The sequence below is a fragment of the Streptomyces sp. N50 genome, assembly GCF_033335955.1.
In the GTDB taxonomy this organism is placed as follows: domain Bacteria; phylum Actinomycetota; class Actinomycetes; order Streptomycetales; family Streptomycetaceae; genus Streptomyces.
Genome location: NZ_CP137549.1, coordinates 7,853,284 through 7,871,457 on the forward strand (window position 1 = coordinate 7,853,284; position 18,174 = coordinate 7,871,457).

Consider the following 18,174-nt stretch of genomic DNA (forward strand, 5'->3'; position numbering starts at 1 on the left):
GATGGGACGTGCGGTCGGGATCGATCTGGGGACCACGAACTCGGTGGTCGCGGTGCTGGAGGGCGGCGAGGCCACGGTGGTGGCCAACGCCGAGGGGGCGCGGACCACACCCTCGGTCGTGGCCTTCGCCAAGAACGGCGAGGTGCTCGTCGGCGAGGTCGCCAAACGGCAGGCTGTGACGAACATCGAGCGCACCGCGCGTTCGGTGAAACGGCATATGGGGGACACGAGTTGGCGCTTCCCGGACACGGGCGCCATCGACGGGACGCGGTACCGCGCCCAGGAGCTGTCGGCGCGCGTGCTGCAGAAACTGAAACGGGACGCCGAGGCCTATCTCGGCGAGGACGTCACGGACGCCGTGATCACCGTCCCCGCCTACTTCGACGACTCCCAGCGCCAGGCCACCAAGGAGGCCGGCGAGATCGCGGGCCTCAAGGTCCTGCGGATCATCAACGAACCGACCGCCGCCGCGCTCGCCTACGGCCTGGACCGGGGCGAGGAGCAGACCGTGCTGGTCTTCGACCTCGGCGGCGGCACCTTCGACGTGTCGTTGCTGGAGATCGGCGACGGCGTCATCGAGGTCAAGGCCACCAACGGCGACACGCATCTCGGCGGCGACGACTGGGACCAGCGGGTCGTCGACTTCCTGGTCAAGAAGTTCCAGGGGCAGAACGGCATCGACCTCGGCAAGGACAAGATGGCGCTCCAACGCCTGCGCGAAGGCGCCGAGAAGGCGAAGATCGAGCTGTCCTCGTCCTCCGAGACGACGATCAACCTGCCCTACATCACCGCCTCCGCCGAAGGCCCGCTGCACCTCGACGAGAAGCTGACCCGCGCCGGGTTCCAGGAACTCACCGCCGACCTCTTGGACCGGTGCAAGAACCCCTTCCACCAGGCGGTCAAGGACGCGGGCATCAAACTCTCCGCCGTCGACCACGTGATCCTCGTCGGCGGCTCGACCCGGATGCCCGCCGTCACCGACCTCGTCAAGGAACTCACCGGCAAGGACCCGCACAAGGGCGTCAACCCCGACGAGGTCGTGGCGCTCGGCGCAGCCCTCCAGGCCGGGGTCATCCGCGGCGACGTGAAGGACGTCCTCCTCCTCGACGTCACCCCGCTGTCCCTGGGCATCGAGACCAAGGGCGGCATCATGACGACGCTCATCGAACGCAACACGACCATCCCGACCCGGCGTTCGGAGATCTTCACCACCGCCACCGACAACCAGCCCTCGGTCGGCATCCAGGTCTACCAGGGTGAGCGTGAAATCGCCGCGTACAACAAGAAGTTGGGCGTCTTCGACCTCACCGGTCTGCCGCCCTCCCCGCGCGGGGTGCCGCAGATCGAGGTCGCCTTCGACATCGACGCGAACGGCATCATGCACGTCTCGGCGAAGGACCTGGCCACCGGCCGCGAACAGAAGATGACCGTCACCGGCGGCTCCGCCCTCGCCAAGGACGACATCGACCGCATGATGCGGGAGGCCGAGCAGTACGCGGACGAGGACCGCAAGCGCCGCGAGACCGCCGAGACCCGCAACCAGGCCGAGCAACTCGTCTACCAGACCGAGAAGTTCATCCACGAGAACGAGGAACGCGTTCCGGGTGACATCCGGTCCGAGGTCGAGGCGGCGGCCGCGGAGGTGAAGTCGCTGCTGGAACACGACGCCGATACGGCCGAGTTGCGCACCGGCGTGGAGAAACTCGCCACCGTCAGCCAGCGGATGGGGCAGGCGATGTACGCGCAGGCGGCGCAGCAGGCACCCACGGAGCAGGCGGAGAGTGCCGAGGAGCCCGACTCCGCGCGGCAGCACGAGGAGGAGGAAGGTGTCGTCGACGCGGAGATCGTCGACGACGAACGGGACGCGAAGGGCGGCGCCGCCTAACTCCCGGCCGGCAGGGTCGCGCAGACCGCGTCCAGGACGGAGGCGTACGGGGTGCCGAAGTCGGCCAGGTGGCAGCGGAGTCGGGCCAGGGCCTCTCGGTGCTCGGCGAGCAGGTCGAGGTCGCCGGTGCGGGACGTGAACTCCAGTACGGCGGGGAGGAAGTCGGGCAGTTCCTCGCCGGTGAACTCCAGGCCGTGGGCGCGGTAGAGGTCCTCGACGCGGGCGAGGGACATACCGCGTCGCCGGGTGTCGCCGTCGTGCCACCGGCTCAGGTACAGGATGCGCCGGTTCCCGGAGTCGAAGACCTGGACGTAGTGCGCGGCCAGTTCCTCCGCCGGGGTGAGGGCCGCGTGGTCGGCGAACTCCCGTAGCTGCGGGGCGGCTTCACGCAGCAGCGGCAGCCGGGCGCGGAAGTCGTCGTCGGGGTAGGTCAGGCAGAGCGCGGCCGCCTGGTACAGCACAGCGTCCGAGGGCATCGGGCATCCTTCGCGTCGTGGTCTCTCCCGGCTCGGCGGGTGGAGTTCGCGCGTCCGTCACCCGCGCTCCCTCGCCCGCCCGTGGTGTCGAACCTAGGGCGGGGCAAGGGAGCGCACCCGTTCACCGCAGCCGTACGGGTCAGGGCTTGCGGGCGACACCGCCGTAGACCGGGACGATGCCCTCCGCCTGGGCGGCCACGTCCTCCGGGGCCGGACGCCAGCCGTAGACCGGGATGACGCCCGGGCCGAGCAGGTCGAGGCCGTCGAAGAAGCGGGAGAACTCGGCCAGGGTGCGCGGGAAGAAGGGGGTGCCGCTGCGCTGGAACTGTTCGGCGGCCTTGGCGATGGCGGCGGGGCTGAGGTCCGGGGTGACCTGCGAGAGGACCAGGTAGCTGCCCGGGACGAGGACGTCGACGTACCGCTCGATCAGGCCGTACACGTCGTCGCCGTCCGGATCCGCGCTCAGGTAGTGCGTGAGCGCGACGAGGGACAGCGCGACCGGCTGGGTGAAGTCCAGGGTCTCGCCGGCCAGCCGCAGGATCGTGTCCGGGTCGCGGACGTCGGCGTGCACGTACTCCGTGCTGCCCTCGGCCTCACCGTGCAGCAGCGCCTCCGCGTGCCGCAGCACGATCGGGTCGTTGTCCGCGTACACGACCTTGGAGTCAGGGGCGACGCTCTGCGCCACCTGGTGGAGGTTCGGCTCGGTGGGGATGCCGGTGCCGATGTCCAGGAACTGGCGTATCCCGGCCTCGGCGGCGGTCCGGGTCGCCCGGTGCATGAACCGGCGGTTGGCCCGCGCGCCGCGCACCGCGGAGCTGTCCGTGGCGAGGATCCGGCGCGCCAGCTCCTCGTCCACCGGGTAGTTGTCCTTGCCGCCGAGCCACCAGTCGTACACGCGCGCCGGATGCGGCCGGCTGGTGTCGATACGGGTGGACGCGGCGTCGGATCCGGTCATGCGGTGTCGTCTCCTCGGGAGTTCGGGTCTGTGCCGGGAACCGTGCTGTGTGTTGGACCGTGCTCAGAAGGTCTCGCGGTAGTCCCGCAGGATCTTCTTGGTGCGCTGTGCGGACGCGGCGTGCGCCGTCATGTGGTCGAGGACCTCCAGATGCGCGGAGACCTCCGTACGGGAGTCCAGGTACAGGGCGCCGGTCAGGTACTCGGTGAACACCATGTCGGGCAGCTCCGGTTCGGTGAAACGGAACAGCGAGAAGGGGGCGTACGTCCCCGGGTGCGGACCGTTCTCGAACTCGGCGACCTGGAGCGTGATCCGGTCGCGTTCGCCGAACTCCAGGAGTCTGTCGAGCTGTTCGCGCATGACCTCGCCGCGCATGCTCACCGGCCGGCGCAGCACGGTCTCGTCCATGATGACCCACAGGTGCGGCGGATTGTCCCGTTCCAACAGCCCCTGCCGCGCCATCCGCAGCGACACATGCCGCTCGATGGTCTCGGGACCGGTCTGCCCGATCGTCCCGGCCTCCAGCACGGCCCGCGCGTACTCCTCGGTCTGCAACAGGCCCGGCACGAAGTGCGGTTCGTAGGAACGGATCAGCCCGGCGGCGCCCTCCAGGCTCACGTACAGGCTGAACCACTCCGGCAGCACGTCGTGGAACCGCTGCCACCAGCCCGGCTGGTTCGCCTCCTCGGTGAGCGCGACGAACGCGTCGGTCTCCTCCTCGGACACCCCGTACGTCGTCAACAGCACCTGGACGTACGGCACTTTGAGCGCGACCTCGGCCATCTCCATCCGCCGTACGGTCGCCGGGGCCACCCGCAGGACGTGCGCGGCCTCCTCACGCTTGATGCCGGCCGCCTCACGCAGCTCCTGCAGCCTTCTGCCCAGCACCACTTGACCCACCGTGGGCGCGGGCCGTCGTTCACTCACAGCCACGCCTCCCCATACGCGCCGAAGTCTGGGGGCAGTGTGCCATGTTCCGGCCACTCTCTCAGCGGTTCGGAGGTGATCATCCGTCAGTCTCCCAGCGCGTGCAGGTACTTGGCGGTCGCCGGGTCGGCCGGGAGGAAGGTCTCGATCGCCAGCTCCGAGACCGTCACGTCCATGGGGGTGTTGAACGTGGCGATCGAGGAGACGAAGGACAGCACCCGGCCGTCGTGCCCGATCCGCATCGGCAGCGCGAAGTGCGGGACGGGCTGGGGGTGTTCGGCTCCGTCGTCGGCCGTCTCGGGCGCCGGGTACGCCCTGACCTCCTCGTACAGCGCCCGCAGCGGCTCGGAGCGGTGCAGGGCGATCTGCCGTTCCATCTGCGCGAGGAGATGCCCGCGCCACTCACGCAGATTCCGGATGCGCGGTGCCATGCCCTCGGGGTGGAGCGTCAACCGCATCGCGTTGAGCGGGGGTTGGAGGAGGAACTCCGGTACGCCGTCCAGGAGCATGGTGATGCCCCGGTTCGCCGCGACGACCGTGTACGTCGCGTCGACCACCAGCGCGGGATACGGCTCATAGCCCTGAATCAGCCGCTCCAGACCCTCGCGCAACGCGTCCAACGCCGGGTCGTCCAGCGGGGTCTCGGGATAGCGCGGGGCGTAACCGGCCGCCAGCAGAAGGGAGTTGCGCTCCCGCACCGGCACGTCCAGGTGCTCGGCGAGGCGCAGCACCATCTCCTCGCTGGGCCGGGACCGTCCCGTCTCGACGAAGCTGATGTGCCGCGCCGAGGAGTCGGCCCGCAACGCCAGCTCCAGCTGACTGACCCGCCGCCGCTCCCGCCAGGCCCGCAGCAACGGGCCGACACCCCTGCCGGCCGGGGCGGCGTCGGCGCTGTCGGAGCGGGTCGGGACAATGGTCATACACACGACCGTAGTCGAAGGAGCACGCACGTGAACGAGTCGAGGATCCCCTCCGGGCAGGCCGCCGGGAACTCTCTGGGGGAGGCCACGGCGTTGTACCGGTCCAGAGTCCGCGGCTGCCTCCTCGGCGGCGCGGTCGGCGACGCCCTCGGCTACCCGATCGAGTTCGCCTCCCTCGACCGCATCCGCGCGAGCCACGGACAGCGCGGGGTGACCGGGTACGCGCCCGGCGCGCACAGCGCTGTAGGCCTGATCAGCGACGACACCCAGATGACCCTGTTCACCGTCGAGGCGCTCATCACCGCCCACGCGCGGGAACGGGAGAAGGGCATCGGCGGTGCCTGGTCCACGCTGCTGCGCGAGGCGTACGAACGCTGGCTGGAGACCCAGTCCAAGCCGGCGCCGGGCGACAGCGTCACGTCCGGCCTGCTCGCCCAGCCCTGGCTGTACTCCCGCCGCGCCCCCGGCAACGCCTGCCTGTCCGGGGTCGCCCAGATGTACGCGCCCGACCCGTGGCTTCCCCTCGACGGCAAGCCCGGCCGCGTCAACCCGGACTCCAAGGGCTGCGGCACGGTGATGCGCTCGGCCCCCTTCGGCCTGGTCGACACCGCCGACGGGGCCTTCGCGACGGCGGCCCGCGGCGCCCAGATCACCCACGGCCACCCCACCGGCTACTACGCGGCGGGCGCGTTCGCCGCCATCGTCGCGCACCTGGTCGCCGGGGACTCCCTCGAAGGCTCGGTCCTGCGCGCGCTACGGCTCCTGGAGCGCCACCCCGGCCACGAGGAGACCTCGGCCGCCCTCCACCAGGCCCTCGACCTGGCCGCCGAGGGCTCGCCCACCGCCGAGAAGGTCGAGTCCCTCGGCGCGGGCTGGGTCGCGGAGGAGGCCCTCGCGATCGGCGTCTACAGCGCGCTGGTCGCGAGCGACGTGCGGGCCGCGCTGCTCCTCGCCGTCAACCACTCCGGCGACAGCGACTCCACCGGTTCCATCTGCGGCAACCTCCTCGGCGCCCGGTACGGCGACCACGGCCTGCCGCACGACTGGGTCCAGCAGGTCGAGGGCCGCGCCGCGATCGCCGTCCTCGCGGACGACCTCGCGGCGGAACGCGTACCGGGCTGACCGCCGGGCACCCGTCTGACCAGGGGCGCGACCACCCGCCCGGGACCCGCGGCCTGTGGCACGCTGAACAGAGACCCGACCTCGAGGAAGGAGTGCGGCCATGCCCGTCGTCCCGCTGCCGCAGAAGGAGATCGAGGACCGCCTCGCGGAACTCCCCGGCTGGTCCGTCGACACCGACCGCCTCACCCGCGCGTACCGCCTCGCCTCCCACTTCGCGGCCACCGCGATGGTCGTCCACATCGCCCAGGTCCAGGAGGAACTCGACCACCACTCCGACCTGACCCTCGGCTACAACACCGTCACCCTCACCGTGAACACCCACAGTGTCGGCGGCGCGATCACCGAGCTGGACTTCCAACTGGCGCGCAGGGTCGAGGACTTGGCCCCGGGACACGGCGCGAGCTGAGCGGAGGGCGAAGGGGAGAGACGGGGGGCAGAGGCGCGTGCTCGACTACGACAAGGAAGCCGACGCGTACGACGCGACCCGCGGCGGTGAGCCCCGCGCCGCCGCGGCCGCCGAGGCGGTACTGGGCCTCGTCCCGCAGACCGCCCGCAACCTCCTGGACGTGGCCTGCGGCACCGGCATCGTCACCCGCCGCCTGGCCGCTGCCCGCCCTGGCCTTCAGGTGACGGGCCTCGACGCCGCACCCGCGATGACCCGCACGGCGGCAGCCCGGCTGCCCGGTGCGATCGTCCTCGCGGACAGCCGCCAACTCCCGTTTCCGGACGGGGTGTTCGACGCGGTGACGACCGTATGGCTGCTGCACCTGGTGGACGGCCCGCAGGACGCCGGGGCGATCGTCGCGGAGTGCGCGCGGGTGCTCCGCCCCGGCGGCGTGTACATCACGACGGTCGACAAGGCCGCCGCCCACGACGTGGGCAGCGACATCGACGCCGTCCTGGCACCCCGCCCACGCCGCCCCGCCCAGGACAGCGCCGACCACGTCCGTACCTACGCCGCCGAACACGGCCTCCACTCGGCCGGCACGGCGACCTTCCGCGGCCACGGCCAGGGGCGCAGCCCGCGCAGCACCGTCGTGGATCTGCACCGGGGCTGGTTCACGATGCTGCCACCCGGCGAACCGCTCAGCGAACGGTTCGCCGGGGAGCTGGAGTTGCTGCCGGACCAGGAACGGCCGCGCGCGGATCCCGAGTTCACGATCCTGGCCTTCAGGAAACCGTCGGCGGACTTCAGGCAGCCCCCGGCCGGGTGAAGTCCATCGTCCAGTTGGTCACCCAGCTCGCCCCGTCGTCCACGGAGAACGCCTGCTCCCACCGGGCGCCGCTCGCGGAGACCCCCGACCAGACGAACCGCACCCGTACGTCCTTTCCGTCGTGGGTGTCGTCGCCGTAGAACTCGCCCCGGCCGTCCTCGAATTGGCCGGTCACCGGCGGGAACAGCTTCCCGGTGCGGCTCGACGACCAGTTCAGGGACCACTGTTCGGTCTCCCGGTCGAAGAGCCGCAGGGTCAGCCCCTTCGAACCGAGGTACGGCATGTCGATCTCGTCGACGTTCGCGGCGCCGTCGAAGAGAGGCCAACAACGGCTGGTGCCCTCGAACTCCTCCCAGCCGCTGCCGGGTTGAAGGAAGTCGGTGAGGCGACGGTTCGCGACTTCCCACTCGCCGTGGAGGAAGTCGAAGTCGTGCGGGCTGCTCATGAGCGGTCTCCAGTGGTTCCGTCGAGCAGGGAGTCGGCCAGGTAGGCGTCGAGGTCCGGGACTTCGGGCGCGAGCAAGTGCCGTACCCAGGCGTCCCGTTCGTGCAGGATCGGCGGCAGCTCCCAGACACAGCCGATCCACGGCAGGTCGGGAGTGATGAAGTGGGTGGGGTCGTAGTCGGGGCAGCCGAGCACCGGCTGGCCCGCCGACGCGCCCCGGAAGTGCAGGACGTTGTCCCACACCCAGCTGTACGCGTTCAGATAGGCGCCGTCGTCGCCGCCCCGGTGCAGCACGACGAACGTGGCCGGGGGAGTGCCGTCCGGCTCCGGAAGCAGCTCCGGCAGGATCGCGTACGCCGCCTTCTTCACCTCGGGTGCGATCCCCGCCGGGTCGGCGGTGACGTGGTAGCGCTTGATGTGCCGCCCGGCCACCTCGATCGGCGGTGGCACGGTCAGCAGTTTCTCCGTGAAGGGCATGGCAGGACGCTAGGACCACTTCACTGCCACCATGTGTCAGTGAAGTCCAGCCGACTCGTCTCGATCCTCCTCCTGCTCCAGACCCGCGGCCGGATGACCGCCGCCCAGCTCGCCGAGGCGCTGGAGGTCTCGGTCCGCACGGTCTACCGGGACGTCGAGGCACTGAGCGCGGCGGGCGTCCCGCTGTACGGCGACGCGGGTCACGCCGGCGGCTACCACCTCCTCGCCGGCTACCGCACCCGCCTGACCGGCCTCACCACGGACGAGGCCGAGGCCCTGTTTCTCGCGGGCGCGCCGGGACCGGCCGCCGAACTGGGCCTCGGCCCGGTGCTCGCCGCCGCCCAGTTGAAGGTGCGCGCGGCCCTGCCCGCCGAACTGCGCGAGCACGTCGACCGGATCAGCGGCCGGTTCCACCTGGACGCGCCGGGCTGGTACGCGGATGCCGACGACACACCATTCCTGCATACAGTCGCCGACGCCGTATGGAACAACCGTGTGCTGTATGCCATGTACCGGCGCTGGCGCGAACCGACCGACGTACGGCGCCGACTGGAGCCGTACGGGCTCGTGCTGAAGGCGGGCCGCTGGTACGTCGTCGCCGGCCCCGGACCCCGCACCTTCCGCGTCGACCAGATCCTGGAACTCGACGCCTCCTCCGCCACCTCCGGCGAGGAGTTCACCCGCCCGGAGGATTTCGACCTGGCCGCGTACTGGACGGCCCACCAACGGGACTTCCACGACCGCCTGTTCCGCGGCGAGGCGGTGGTCCGGCTGGCGCCCGGGGCGACGCTCGCACGGGCGGTCCCCGTCAACGGGCGGGCAGAGCCGGACGGTTGGACCCTGATGTCGGTCCCGATCGAGTCCGTCGAGCACGCGCACGGCGAGTTCCTGCGCCTGGGCACGGACATCGAGGTCCTGGCACCGCCCGAGCTGCGCGACCGGATCGCGCGCACGGTGGCTCAACTGGCCGAAAGGTACGGCAACTTGCTCACGGACAGCGGCGACTGACGGTACGCAACCCGTCCGTCCTCCCAGGAGGTACGCCACGTGAGTCACCCGCACCCGCACGTGCATCCACTTCACCCGCCCCGCCACCCCCGCAGACGAAGGGCCGTACTCTCCGCCCTGACCACCGTCGCGGCCCTGATCGCCGCCGGACTCACCACCCTCACCACCAGCACGACCGCCGAGGCCGCCACCGCCCGCCAGGTCGAGGCCCTCGACCGGGGCGTCGTCAGCGTCCACACGGACAGCGGCAATCTGGTCAGCTGGCGCTGGCTCGGGACCGATCCCGACGACGTCTCCTTCAACGTCTACCGGGCCGGTACGAAGGTCAACTCGGCCCCGATCACGGGTTCCACGAACTATTTCCACGCCGGCGCGCCCGCCCAGGCCGACTACACGGTCCGCGCGATCGTCGGCGGTGCGGAGCAGGCCGACTCGGTCCACGCGATCCAGTTCCGCACCGGCTACGAGGACGTCGCGATCACCCCGCCCGCCGGTGGCACCACCCCCGATGGAGTCGCGTACACCTACGAGGCCAACGACGCCTCCGTCGGCGACCTCGACGGCGACGGCCGGCTCGACTTCGTCCTCAAGTGGCAGCCCACGAACGCCAAGGACAACTCCCAGTCCGGCTACACCGGCGACACGATCCTCGACGGGATCACCCTCGACGGCACCCGCCTGTGGCGCATCGACCTGGGCCGCAACATCCGCTCGGGCGCGCACTACACACAGTTCCAGGTGTACGACTACGACGGCGACGGCAAGGCCGAGGTCGCCATGAAGACGGCCGACGGCACGGTCGACGGCGCGGGCACCGTCATCGGCAACTCGGCGGCGGACTACCGCAATTCGAGCGGCTACGTCCTGTCGGGCCCCGAGTACCTGACCATGTTCAACGGCCGGACCGGCAGGGCGATGAGCACCGTCGACTACGTTCCGGCGCGCGGCACGGTCTCCTCCTGGGGCGACTCGTACGGCAACCGCGTCGACCGGTTCCTCGCCGGTACCGCCTACTTGGACGGTTCCCGCCCCTCGCTGATCATGGCGCGCGGCTACTACACGCGCACGGTGATCGCCGCCTGGGACTGGCGGAACGGCGCCTTCACCCGCCGCTGGACCTTCGACACCAACTCCTCGACCAACACCGGCAAGGGCTACGACGCCCAGGGCAACCACCAGTTGGCGATCGCGGACGTCGACGGGGACGGCAAGGACGAGATCGTGTACGGCTCGATGGCCGTCGACGACAACGGCTCCGGCCTGTGGACCACGAAGAACGGCCACGGAGACGCCCTGCACGTAGGCGACCTGGACCCGTCCCGTCCGGGGCTGGAGGAGTTCAAGGTCGACGAGGACGCGTCGAAACCGTCCTCGTGGATGGCCGACGCCAAGACCGGCGCGGTCATCTGGTCCACACCGGCCAACGGTGACAACGGCCGCGGTGTCTCCGGCGACATCTGGGCGGGCAGCGCGGGCGCCGAGTCCTGGTCGGCGTCGGAGAGCGGCGTCCGCAATCCCAAGGGCACGGTGGTGTCGACCCGCAAGCCCTCCAGCACCAACTTCCTGTCCTGGTGGGACGGCGACCCGGTGCGCGAACTCCTCGACGCCACCCACATCGACAAGTACGGCACGACCGCCGACACCCGCCTCCTGACCGGCGCCGGAGTCCACTCCAACAACAGCACCAAGGCGACCCCGACCCTGTCCGGGGACATCCTCGGCGACTGGCGCGAGGAGGTCGTCTGGCCCACCACGGACAACACGGCGCTACGGATCTACTCGACCCCGTACGAGACGACCACCAGGATCACCACCCTGCTCCACGACACCCAGTACCGCACGGCCCTGGCCTGGCAGAACACTGCATACAATCAACCGCCGCACCCGAGCTTCTACATCGGCGACGGGATGACGACGGCGCCTCGGCCCACGGTGTTCACGCCGTAGGACCGAGAACCGCCGACCGATCAGCGTCTGTCGGCTCAGCTGAACCCGCCGCTGAAGTCGGAGTTCAGCTGGGCCGAGCAGATGTTGTAACCCCCTTGCGCCTGACCGGACTTGGTCTTCCCGTCGATGGTGATGGAGCAGTGGACATTGCCACCGCCCTGGAGTTGCGCGGTGATCTGGTAGTACAGCGCGTCGCTGTCCACCGTCATGGTCTTCTCCATGGGCAGGCCCTTGCCCTGGAGGTTGGTCCCGTCGCTGCCGTAGGTGATGTCGACACCGGACGGCGCGCTGCCCCACACCTTGAACAGGGCCTTGCCGGACGGCGCGTCGTCGCTCGTCGCCGCCGCCTTGGCCTTCACGGTCTTCGTGACGGTGACCGTCGGCGCGGGCTCGGCCTTCTCGACCTCGGCTGCCTTGGGCGCGGCGGTAACGGTCCTGGTGTCGGTGACCGTCTTCGTAGCGGCGGGCTCGGCACTCGTCTTGTCGCTGTCGCCACCACTGTTGTTGCCCGCGGCCCCGATCACCGCACCCACGACGAAGAGGGCGATCGCGGCGGGGACGGCCACATACGTACGGGCCCATGTGGGCCCCGGCGGCGTCGGGGCGGGCTCGGGCGAGGGCGGCACGGGTGGTGGCGACTGGTACGACATGGGGTCCCCCTGGCGATTAGTTGGGGGTTGAACTTAACGCCCGATATAAGAGCGGCGTGAGATGTGCGAAGGAGAGGTAATCGATTTGTGACGTTGAAGTGAAGGGCGCGCACCTTTGAGATGCGCGCCCCTCGTCAGGTCACCGTGCAGCTCTGATCGCCCACCTTGAACGCACCCGGCTTCGAGTTCACCCCCGACCAGCTCCCCGTGAACCCGAACCCCACCGAAGAGCCCGCCGCCACCGTGCCGTTCCAGCTCACGTTCCTCGCCGTCACCGCCGCGCCCGACTGGGTGTAATCGGCGTTCCACAGCTGCCCGATCCGCTGCCCGTCGGCGAAGGACCAGCCAAGTGCCCAGCCGTTCCAGGCGGTTGACCCGGTGTTCGTCACCTGCACGTCGGCCTGGAAACCGCCCGCCCACTGGTTCGTGATCTTGTACGTGACCGTGCAGGCGCCCGTGGGGGTCGGATCGGTGCCACCACCACCTCCGCTGCCTCCGTCGCCGGCGGCGGAGGAGTCGCCGTAGACGACCCCGCGCCCGTTCGTCGACACATACACCCGCCCGAACACCCTCGGGTCACCGGTGATGGCCGCACCCGTCCAACCCCATTGATGCGCATCGTCGTTGATCCGCGTCCAGGTCGCGCCCTTGTCGGTCGAGCGGAAGATGCCGCGTACGCCGCCGATCTTCGCGCTGGTGTAGAGAGTCTGGTACGAGGCACCGGTCGCCGCCTTGCCGAAGCCGATGGTGTCGGCCTGGTCGACGCCTCCGAGCTTGGTGAAGCCGGCGCCGGAGTCCGTGGAGTGCCACAGCCCGTACGCCCCGTCGCTCGCGCCGCCCGCCAGCCACACGTCCCCTTTCGTGCCGGGCAGCGCCTTGAAGCGCACGCTGTCACCGCTGGGGAGGCCGGTCGCCGCCGACGTGGTGAAGGTCGCCCCGCCGTCCGAACTGACGTAGAAATGACCGGACTTGAAGCCGTAGAAGGTCTTCGCGTCCACCCGGTCCGACTCGACGATCGCGCCCGCCGGGATACCGCTGGACGTGGCCCAGGACGAGCCGAAGCCTGTCGTGTACTGCACACCCGCACCCGCCGGACTCCATACGAACCGGCTCCCGTCGGCCGCCGCGGCCACCGTCCCCCCACCGCTCACGCCCGAAGGGTCGGTCCCCGCGAACCAGTTGGCGCCGTTGTCCGTCGAGAACGCGATGTGCGCCCCCGAGTCCACATTGCCCACGCGCACCACGGTGTTGGGGTTGGCCTCCGCGAAGTCGAGGCTCGTGGTCGTCGTGAAGTTCGGCGAAGTGAACATCATCGAGGGGACCTTGGTCAGATCCGTGTGCCGGAACCCGCCGATGTCGCCCAGCGCGCTGAGGAGTTGGGCCCCGCCGGACGGGGGAGCGGCGAGGTCGTTGACGGACGTCTCCTCCAGCCCCTGCACCATCGGCTTCACGGTGAACTGGCCGCCGCTGTCCCAGTTGGTCAGGTTCTCCGTGCCGTAGAGCGTCGCCCCCGTCCCGTACATCATGCGGTTCGAGTTGAACGGGTCGATCTCCAGCGACTCGGTCATCCAGCCCAGTTTCGGGGCCTGTTCGGGCGGCGACGGGTTCGCCCCGAAGGTCAGCCAGGGCGAGGACGACACGTCCATGGTGTAGCGGTTCGCACGGTTGGGATACGACGTGTAGTCCCAGGCCTTCGTCCAGGTGCCGCCGCTGTCCGTGGAGCGGAAGATCTGCGTGTCCGGCCACCAGGAGCTGTACGCCGTCGCCATCACGGTCCCGGGATGCTGCCGGTCGACGGTCAACCCGCTGAACCCGTAGTAGGTGTCGGCCTCGGCGACCGGGCTGATGTTCGTCCAGGCGCCGGTAGCGGTGGCGTACCGCCACAACTGCCCCTTGCCGCCGTCGTACGGGCCGCCCTTGTCGCTGTATGCGATGTACAGATAACCGTTGACCGCATCCAGTACACCCTTGTGCGCCAGATAACCGGTGGGCTGCCCGGCCACCCGCGACCACGTGGCCCCCGCGTCCGTCGACCGGTACACGGCGTTGGCCTGGTCGGCGACCCCGACGTAGATGGTCTTGGTCGAGCTGCCGGCCGTACCCGTCGACTCGTCGAAGGTGACCCACACGATGCCCTGGTTGTCGTTGGCGTACCCGCTCGTGTCGGTCGGATCCTGCACGTAGTTACCGACGTTGGGGAAGTTCGTCACCTGCGACCAGGTGACCCCGGAGTCCGTGGACCGCCACAATCCCTTCCCGCTGGGTGCCCCCAGATACAACACGCTGTCCTTGTTGGGATCGACGGCCAACCGCTCACCCATACCGCGCCCCGGCATGTTCCCGCCGAGCTTGAACGGGAGGTCGGTCTTCTGCCAACTCCCGCCCCGGTCACCGGACCTGAGCACGGCCCCGTTCGTCGGATCCCAGCTGTTCGTGTACGTGCCGACGGCCGCGTACACCTTGTCCGGGTCGACGGAGTCGGACGCGAGACTCACCACCCCGGTGTGCCCCCACTCGTCCCACCCGACCGAGTCCAGCAACGGCGTCCAGGTCTTCGTCGACTCCTGCCAGCGATAGGCCCCGCCGATGTCGGTCCGGGCGTAGGCGAGGTTCTTCTCCTTCCGGTTGAAGACGATGCCGGGCACGAACCCGCCCCCGTCGATCCGGGCGTTGTGCCATGTGTACGTGTCGGCCGCGAGCGTCGCTCTGGGCGCGTTCGCGGCGAGGGCGGACGGACTACCCACCAACAGCCCGGCGGCGAGGGCGAGTACGGCCGTGAGAACTCGGGTTCTTCGCACGGGAGGTCCTCTCATGAAGAGGTGTTCAGGACGCAGGAGCCGGGCGACCCCCAGTGCGGGTGGGGGCCGCCCGGCCGGTAGGCCCCGCCGTCAGGTGACGGGGCCACGCACGCGGAGCTTCGAAGCGGTTCCGTGGGAACTCGGGGGGCTGCAGCGCCCCTTCAGGGGCGCGGGGAACTGCGCGACCAGCCACAACGGACCCGCAGCCGAACAACCACCCAACCCGCGGAGCGCCTCGCGGGGGCTATTCGAGAAGCTCCGCGTACGACCCCATGGCCAAGGCGACATCCGCCTGAGCCCAGAACCGGTGATACGTGAAGACCGGCGCGGCCCCACCCGCCAGATAACTCTGGATCTTCGACCAAGCCGGATCGTTCTTGTAGAAGGACCTCAACGAGGCGAACGTAGAAGCGGAGTTGACCGCGTCCCCGTTCGGCATCGTCCCGCTGAACCCACTCGGCACATACACACTGTCGTCGAACCGGTTGTAGTCCGCGCGGGTCTCCGGAACGGCAACCCCCAGACTGTCCTGGTAGTTGCCCCACATCCCGTCGAGCAGCGCCTTCGCGGTCGTCTTCGCCGCCGCGTTACCGGACTTCGCGCCGTAGTACGTCAGCGTCTTGGCATACGCGGCGGCCACACCCACGTCATTGGTGTAGTCGGCCACGGTGACATGAAGTCCCGCATTGGCACCGGGACTTGACGCGTTCCACGTGTCCGGCTGCCCCGACCACTGCAACGTCGAGGGAATCAGATACGTCCCGTCCGGATTGACCGTGGTCTTGGACAACGCCCAGGCCACCCACTTGTCGAGAACCGCCTTCGCGCTCGCGTTCCCCGTCTGCTGGTAGTACTCGGCGACCCGCTCCATCGACCACGCCTGGAACCCGAACCACTGGTTGGACGGCGGGTCGTGATACACGGGCTGCTGGTCGTAGTACATGCCGTAGAACGTCGACGTCCCGGCCGGCGGACTCGCGTACCGCCCCTGCCAACTGTTCGTGGCGCCACCGGCGATGGCACCCTCACTCGACTGCAGCCAGCGGTAGAACTCCAGCTGCCGCGACAGCGAGGTACCCCAATCCGCCGCACCCGTAGTGGACTTGGGCTTCAAGTCCGCGTACGAACTCAACGCGTAGGCGGCCAACGGGTTTTGATAACCCCCGTGCACATGACTGGACCCGATCCGCCAGGCCCACCCCGCGCTGGTGTCATTGGCGCCGCCCCACGCGTAGTACCAGGACAGCAGATAGTCCGACGCGTCCTTGCCGGTCCCGGCCGGGCAGGTGGACGGTCCGACGCAGTTGCCGATTTTCTTGAAGTACTTGTCGTACATGGCGTAGCGCAGATAGTCGCCCATCTTCGCCGCCTTGCCGACGGTCGTGGAGACGTCGGAGCCCTTGCCCTGCTCCTTCGCCCACACGTCGGCCCAGTACGCGGCCTGCACGGCCCGCGCGTCGGCGTCCGGCGCGTCGGTGTACTTCCACTGCTTGGCGTACGAGGAGTCACCGGTGAAGATGTCCAAGTACCCGTTCGTGCCGCCGTACTTGAAGGCGTCGCAGGTGGGCTGCGGCACCGTCTCCCACACCGACTCCTGCGGCCCGCGCTGGAAGGTGTTGATGTACGACGGCCCGCTCGCCGTCGGCCCCGCCTCGCACCCGCCGCCCGGCGTGTCGCCGTAGCCGTAGGTGTTGTCGACGTCCTCCAGCCAGTGCATACCGTAGACATCGTCCGTACCGTATGCGGTCTTCAGTTCACCGGCGATCGGATCCGATCCCACCGGCACCGAGGTGTCGAGCTTCGCCGGATACTCGTTCGGTGTGTCCAGCTCGGGCGCGTAGGTCGCCGGCTTCGAGGCGTTGTAGAACGAGTTCGTCGGCTGGTCGGCGTGGGTCGGGATCATGTACTTCTCCATGAGAGCCCAGGCGCCGTTGAACTTGGACCAGTCGCCCGTCACCTTGCCGTACATCGCCTGCAGCCACAGCAGATAGCTGTACGCCTCCGACGTGGTCTCGTGCCCCTGGTCCGGCGCCTCGACGATCAGGGTCTCCACCGAGTGGTAGGGGATGCCCTGGGGCGAGAAGTAGCCGTTCGCCGGGTTGGTGATCTTCCCGTACAGGTCCAGGAAGCGGGCGTCGTACGCGTTCGCCGCCGCCAGCTCCGTCACGGTGACCGTCGCCTTGGTGAACCCCGTCGCCGTCGACTCGAAGGACGCCGAACCGGTGCCCGACGCGTCCGCCGTGAGGGTCACCGTCTGCGCGGTGTTCCAGTTCGACGGCGTGAAGGTCAGTGACGCGCCACCGGTGACGGACAACCCCGTGTTGCCGCTCGCGCGGGCCGTCGTGACGGTCACGTTCGACGACGGCTGCGTGGACAGCGACACCGCGTACGTGCCCGACTTGCCTTGCTGGACGCCGAGTTGGGCCGGTGAGGCCACCACCGCAGGACCCGAGGCGACCGTGATGCCGACCGGAGTCGACTCCCCGGACGCGCCCAGACTGTCGTAGGCCTTCGCCACCAGTGAGTGACTGCCCACGGTCAATCCAGAGGCGGAGAGTGAGTACGGCGAGCTCGTGTCCGTGCCGAGCAGCGTGGTGTCGTCGTAGAACTCGACCTTGCTGATCGTCGCGTTGTCGGCCGCCGCCGCGGTCGCCGCGAGCGGGACCGCCGCCCCCTGCGTGTAGATCGCGCCCGCGCTCGGGCTGGTCAGCACGGTGATCGGCGGCTGGTGCGCGCCGGCGCAGGTGGTGCCGTTGACCGCGAACGAGGTGGGCGCGGTGTTGGTGCCGCTGTAGCTGAACTGGGCGCCGGTCGAGACGGCGGCGCCCGCGGCGATCGTTCCGTTGTACGACGCGTTCGTCACCGAGACCGCGCTGCCGGACTGGGACCAGGTGCCGTTCCAGCCGTTGCTGAGTTTCTGGTTGCCGGCGTAGCTGTACGTCAGGGTCCAGCCGTTGATCGCGTCCGTACCCCGGTTGGTGAGGGTCAGATCCGCGGTGAAGCCGGAGCCCCAGTCGTTGGTCTTGTAGTCCACGCTGCACTGAACTGTCGCCGCCTGGGCGGGAGTTGTGCCCGTCGCGAGCATCGAGACGGGAAGTGCGAGGGCCGCCACGACAGCGGTCCACAGTCGCCGCGTCAAACGGCGTCTCCTTCTGGGGTGCATGTGCTGGTTCCTCCTTGCGGCTCGGAGGGGTGGGGGCGGAGCAGCAACAAGCCTTGAACCAGTGGGAGCGCTCCCATCGTGGGGACGGGGGTGTGAGCCGTCAAGGTGCTTACGGAGTCGAAAAGATTCGACAGGTGTCAGTTGGGGGAAAGTCAGCGAAAGTCTGTGACTCCCCTGTCCTTTACCGT

The 18,174-nt window shown here is 69.4% G+C and carries 15 protein-coding genes; 6 read left to right on the top strand and 9 right to left on the bottom strand.

Annotated elements, in window-relative coordinates:
* Position 1: 1 nt before the first annotated feature.
* A complete protein-coding gene (gene dnaK / locus R2B38_RS34970; RefSeq protein WP_318019804.1) occupies positions 2-1,885 on the top strand; it encodes a molecular chaperone DnaK in 1,884 nt (627 codons plus the stop codon).
* On the opposite strand, the gene narJ is transcribed toward dnaK, so the two are convergent.
* The 4 genes from narJ to R2B38_RS34990 all read right to left on the bottom strand — a co-directional run bounded on the left by narJ (position 1,882) and on the right by R2B38_RS34990 (position 5,163).
* Entirely contained in the window at positions 1,882-2,361 is a 480-nt protein-coding gene (gene narJ / locus R2B38_RS34975) for a nitrate reductase molybdenum cofactor assembly chaperone (protein ID WP_318019805.1), read from the bottom strand. The two genes, dnaK and narJ, sit on opposite strands and share 4 nt — an antisense overlap.
* A gap of 139 nt (positions 2,362-2,500) precedes the next feature.
* On the bottom strand, positions 2,501-3,316 hold the full coding sequence (locus tag R2B38_RS34980) for an SAM-dependent methyltransferase (RefSeq protein ID WP_318019806.1): 816 nt from the start codon (positions 3,314-3,316) through the stop codon (positions 2,501-2,503).
* A 63-nt stretch (positions 3,317-3,379) separates the two neighbouring features.
* Positions 3,380-4,243 carry a helix-turn-helix transcriptional regulator gene (locus R2B38_RS34985; RefSeq protein WP_318019807.1) on the bottom strand — a complete coding sequence of 288 codons (864 nt, stop codon included), beginning with the start codon at positions 4,241-4,243 and terminating at the stop codon, positions 3,380-3,382.
* 86 nt (positions 4,244-4,329) lie between these two features.
* A complete protein-coding gene (locus R2B38_RS34990) occupies positions 4,330-5,163 on the bottom strand; it encodes a helix-turn-helix transcriptional regulator (protein ID WP_318019808.1) in 834 nt (277 codons plus the stop codon).
* Between the two features lie 30 nt (positions 5,164-5,193).
* On the opposite strand from R2B38_RS34990, the gene R2B38_RS34995 reads away from it, so the two are divergent.
* The 3 genes from R2B38_RS34995 to R2B38_RS35005 all read left to right on the top strand — a co-directional run bounded on the left by R2B38_RS34995 (position 5,194) and on the right by R2B38_RS35005 (position 7,499).
* On the top strand, positions 5,194-6,285 hold the full coding sequence (locus R2B38_RS34995; protein ID WP_318019809.1) for an ADP-ribosylglycohydrolase family protein: 1,092 nt from the start codon (positions 5,194-5,196) through the stop codon (positions 6,283-6,285).
* A 100-nt stretch (positions 6,286-6,385) separates the two neighbouring features.
* Complete coding sequence (locus R2B38_RS35000) at positions 6,386-6,691, top strand: 4a-hydroxytetrahydrobiopterin dehydratase (protein WP_318019810.1); 306 nt, start codon at positions 6,386-6,388, stop codon at positions 6,689-6,691.
* A 37-nt stretch (positions 6,692-6,728) separates the two neighbouring features.
* Positions 6,729-7,499, top strand: a complete 771-nt coding sequence (locus R2B38_RS35005; RefSeq protein ID WP_318019811.1) for a class I SAM-dependent methyltransferase — start codon at positions 6,729-6,731, stop codon at positions 7,497-7,499.
* Here R2B38_RS35005 and R2B38_RS35010 read toward each other — a convergent pair.
* Positions 7,477-7,944 carry a hypothetical protein gene (locus tag R2B38_RS35010; RefSeq protein WP_318019812.1) on the bottom strand — a complete coding sequence of 156 codons (468 nt, stop codon included), beginning with the start codon at positions 7,942-7,944 and terminating at the stop codon, positions 7,477-7,479. The two genes, R2B38_RS35005 and R2B38_RS35010, sit on opposite strands and share 23 nt — an antisense overlap.
* Entirely contained in the window at positions 7,941-8,420 is a 480-nt protein-coding gene (locus R2B38_RS35015) for a hypothetical protein (protein WP_318019813.1), read from the bottom strand. Before R2B38_RS35015 ends, R2B38_RS35010 begins: the two co-directional genes overlap by 4 nt.
* A 39-nt stretch (positions 8,421-8,459) precedes the next feature.
* On the opposite strand from R2B38_RS35015, the gene R2B38_RS35020 reads away from it, so the two are divergent.
* Positions 8,460-9,428 (top strand): YafY family protein, encoded by a 969-nt coding sequence (locus R2B38_RS35020; protein ID WP_318019814.1) that lies wholly within the window; start codon positions 8,460-8,462, stop codon positions 9,426-9,428.
* 39 nt (positions 9,429-9,467) lie between these two features.
* Entirely contained in the window at positions 9,468-11,375 is a 1,908-nt protein-coding gene (locus R2B38_RS35025) for a rhamnogalacturonan lyase (protein ID WP_318019815.1), read from the top strand.
* 35 nt (positions 11,376-11,410) lie between these two features.
* Here R2B38_RS35025 and R2B38_RS35030 read toward each other — a convergent pair whose 3' ends face one another.
* The 3 genes from R2B38_RS35030 to R2B38_RS35040 all read right to left on the bottom strand — a co-directional run bounded on the left by R2B38_RS35030 (position 11,411) and on the right by R2B38_RS35040 (position 17,986).
* Complete coding sequence (locus R2B38_RS35030; protein ID WP_318019816.1) at positions 11,411-12,025, bottom strand: hypothetical protein; 615 nt, start codon at positions 12,023-12,025, stop codon at positions 11,411-11,413.
* Between the two features lie 134 nt (positions 12,026-12,159).
* Positions 12,160-14,823, bottom strand: coding sequence for a cellulose binding domain-containing protein (locus tag R2B38_RS35035; protein ID WP_318019817.1), 2,664 nt, complete (start codon positions 14,821-14,823; stop codon positions 12,160-12,162).
* 244 nt (positions 14,824-15,067) lie between these two features.
* Positions 15,068-17,986, bottom strand: a complete 2,919-nt coding sequence (locus R2B38_RS35040) for a glycoside hydrolase family 48 protein (RefSeq protein ID WP_318019818.1) — start codon at positions 17,984-17,986, stop codon at positions 15,068-15,070.
* Positions 17,987-18,174: the final 188 nt, after the last annotated feature.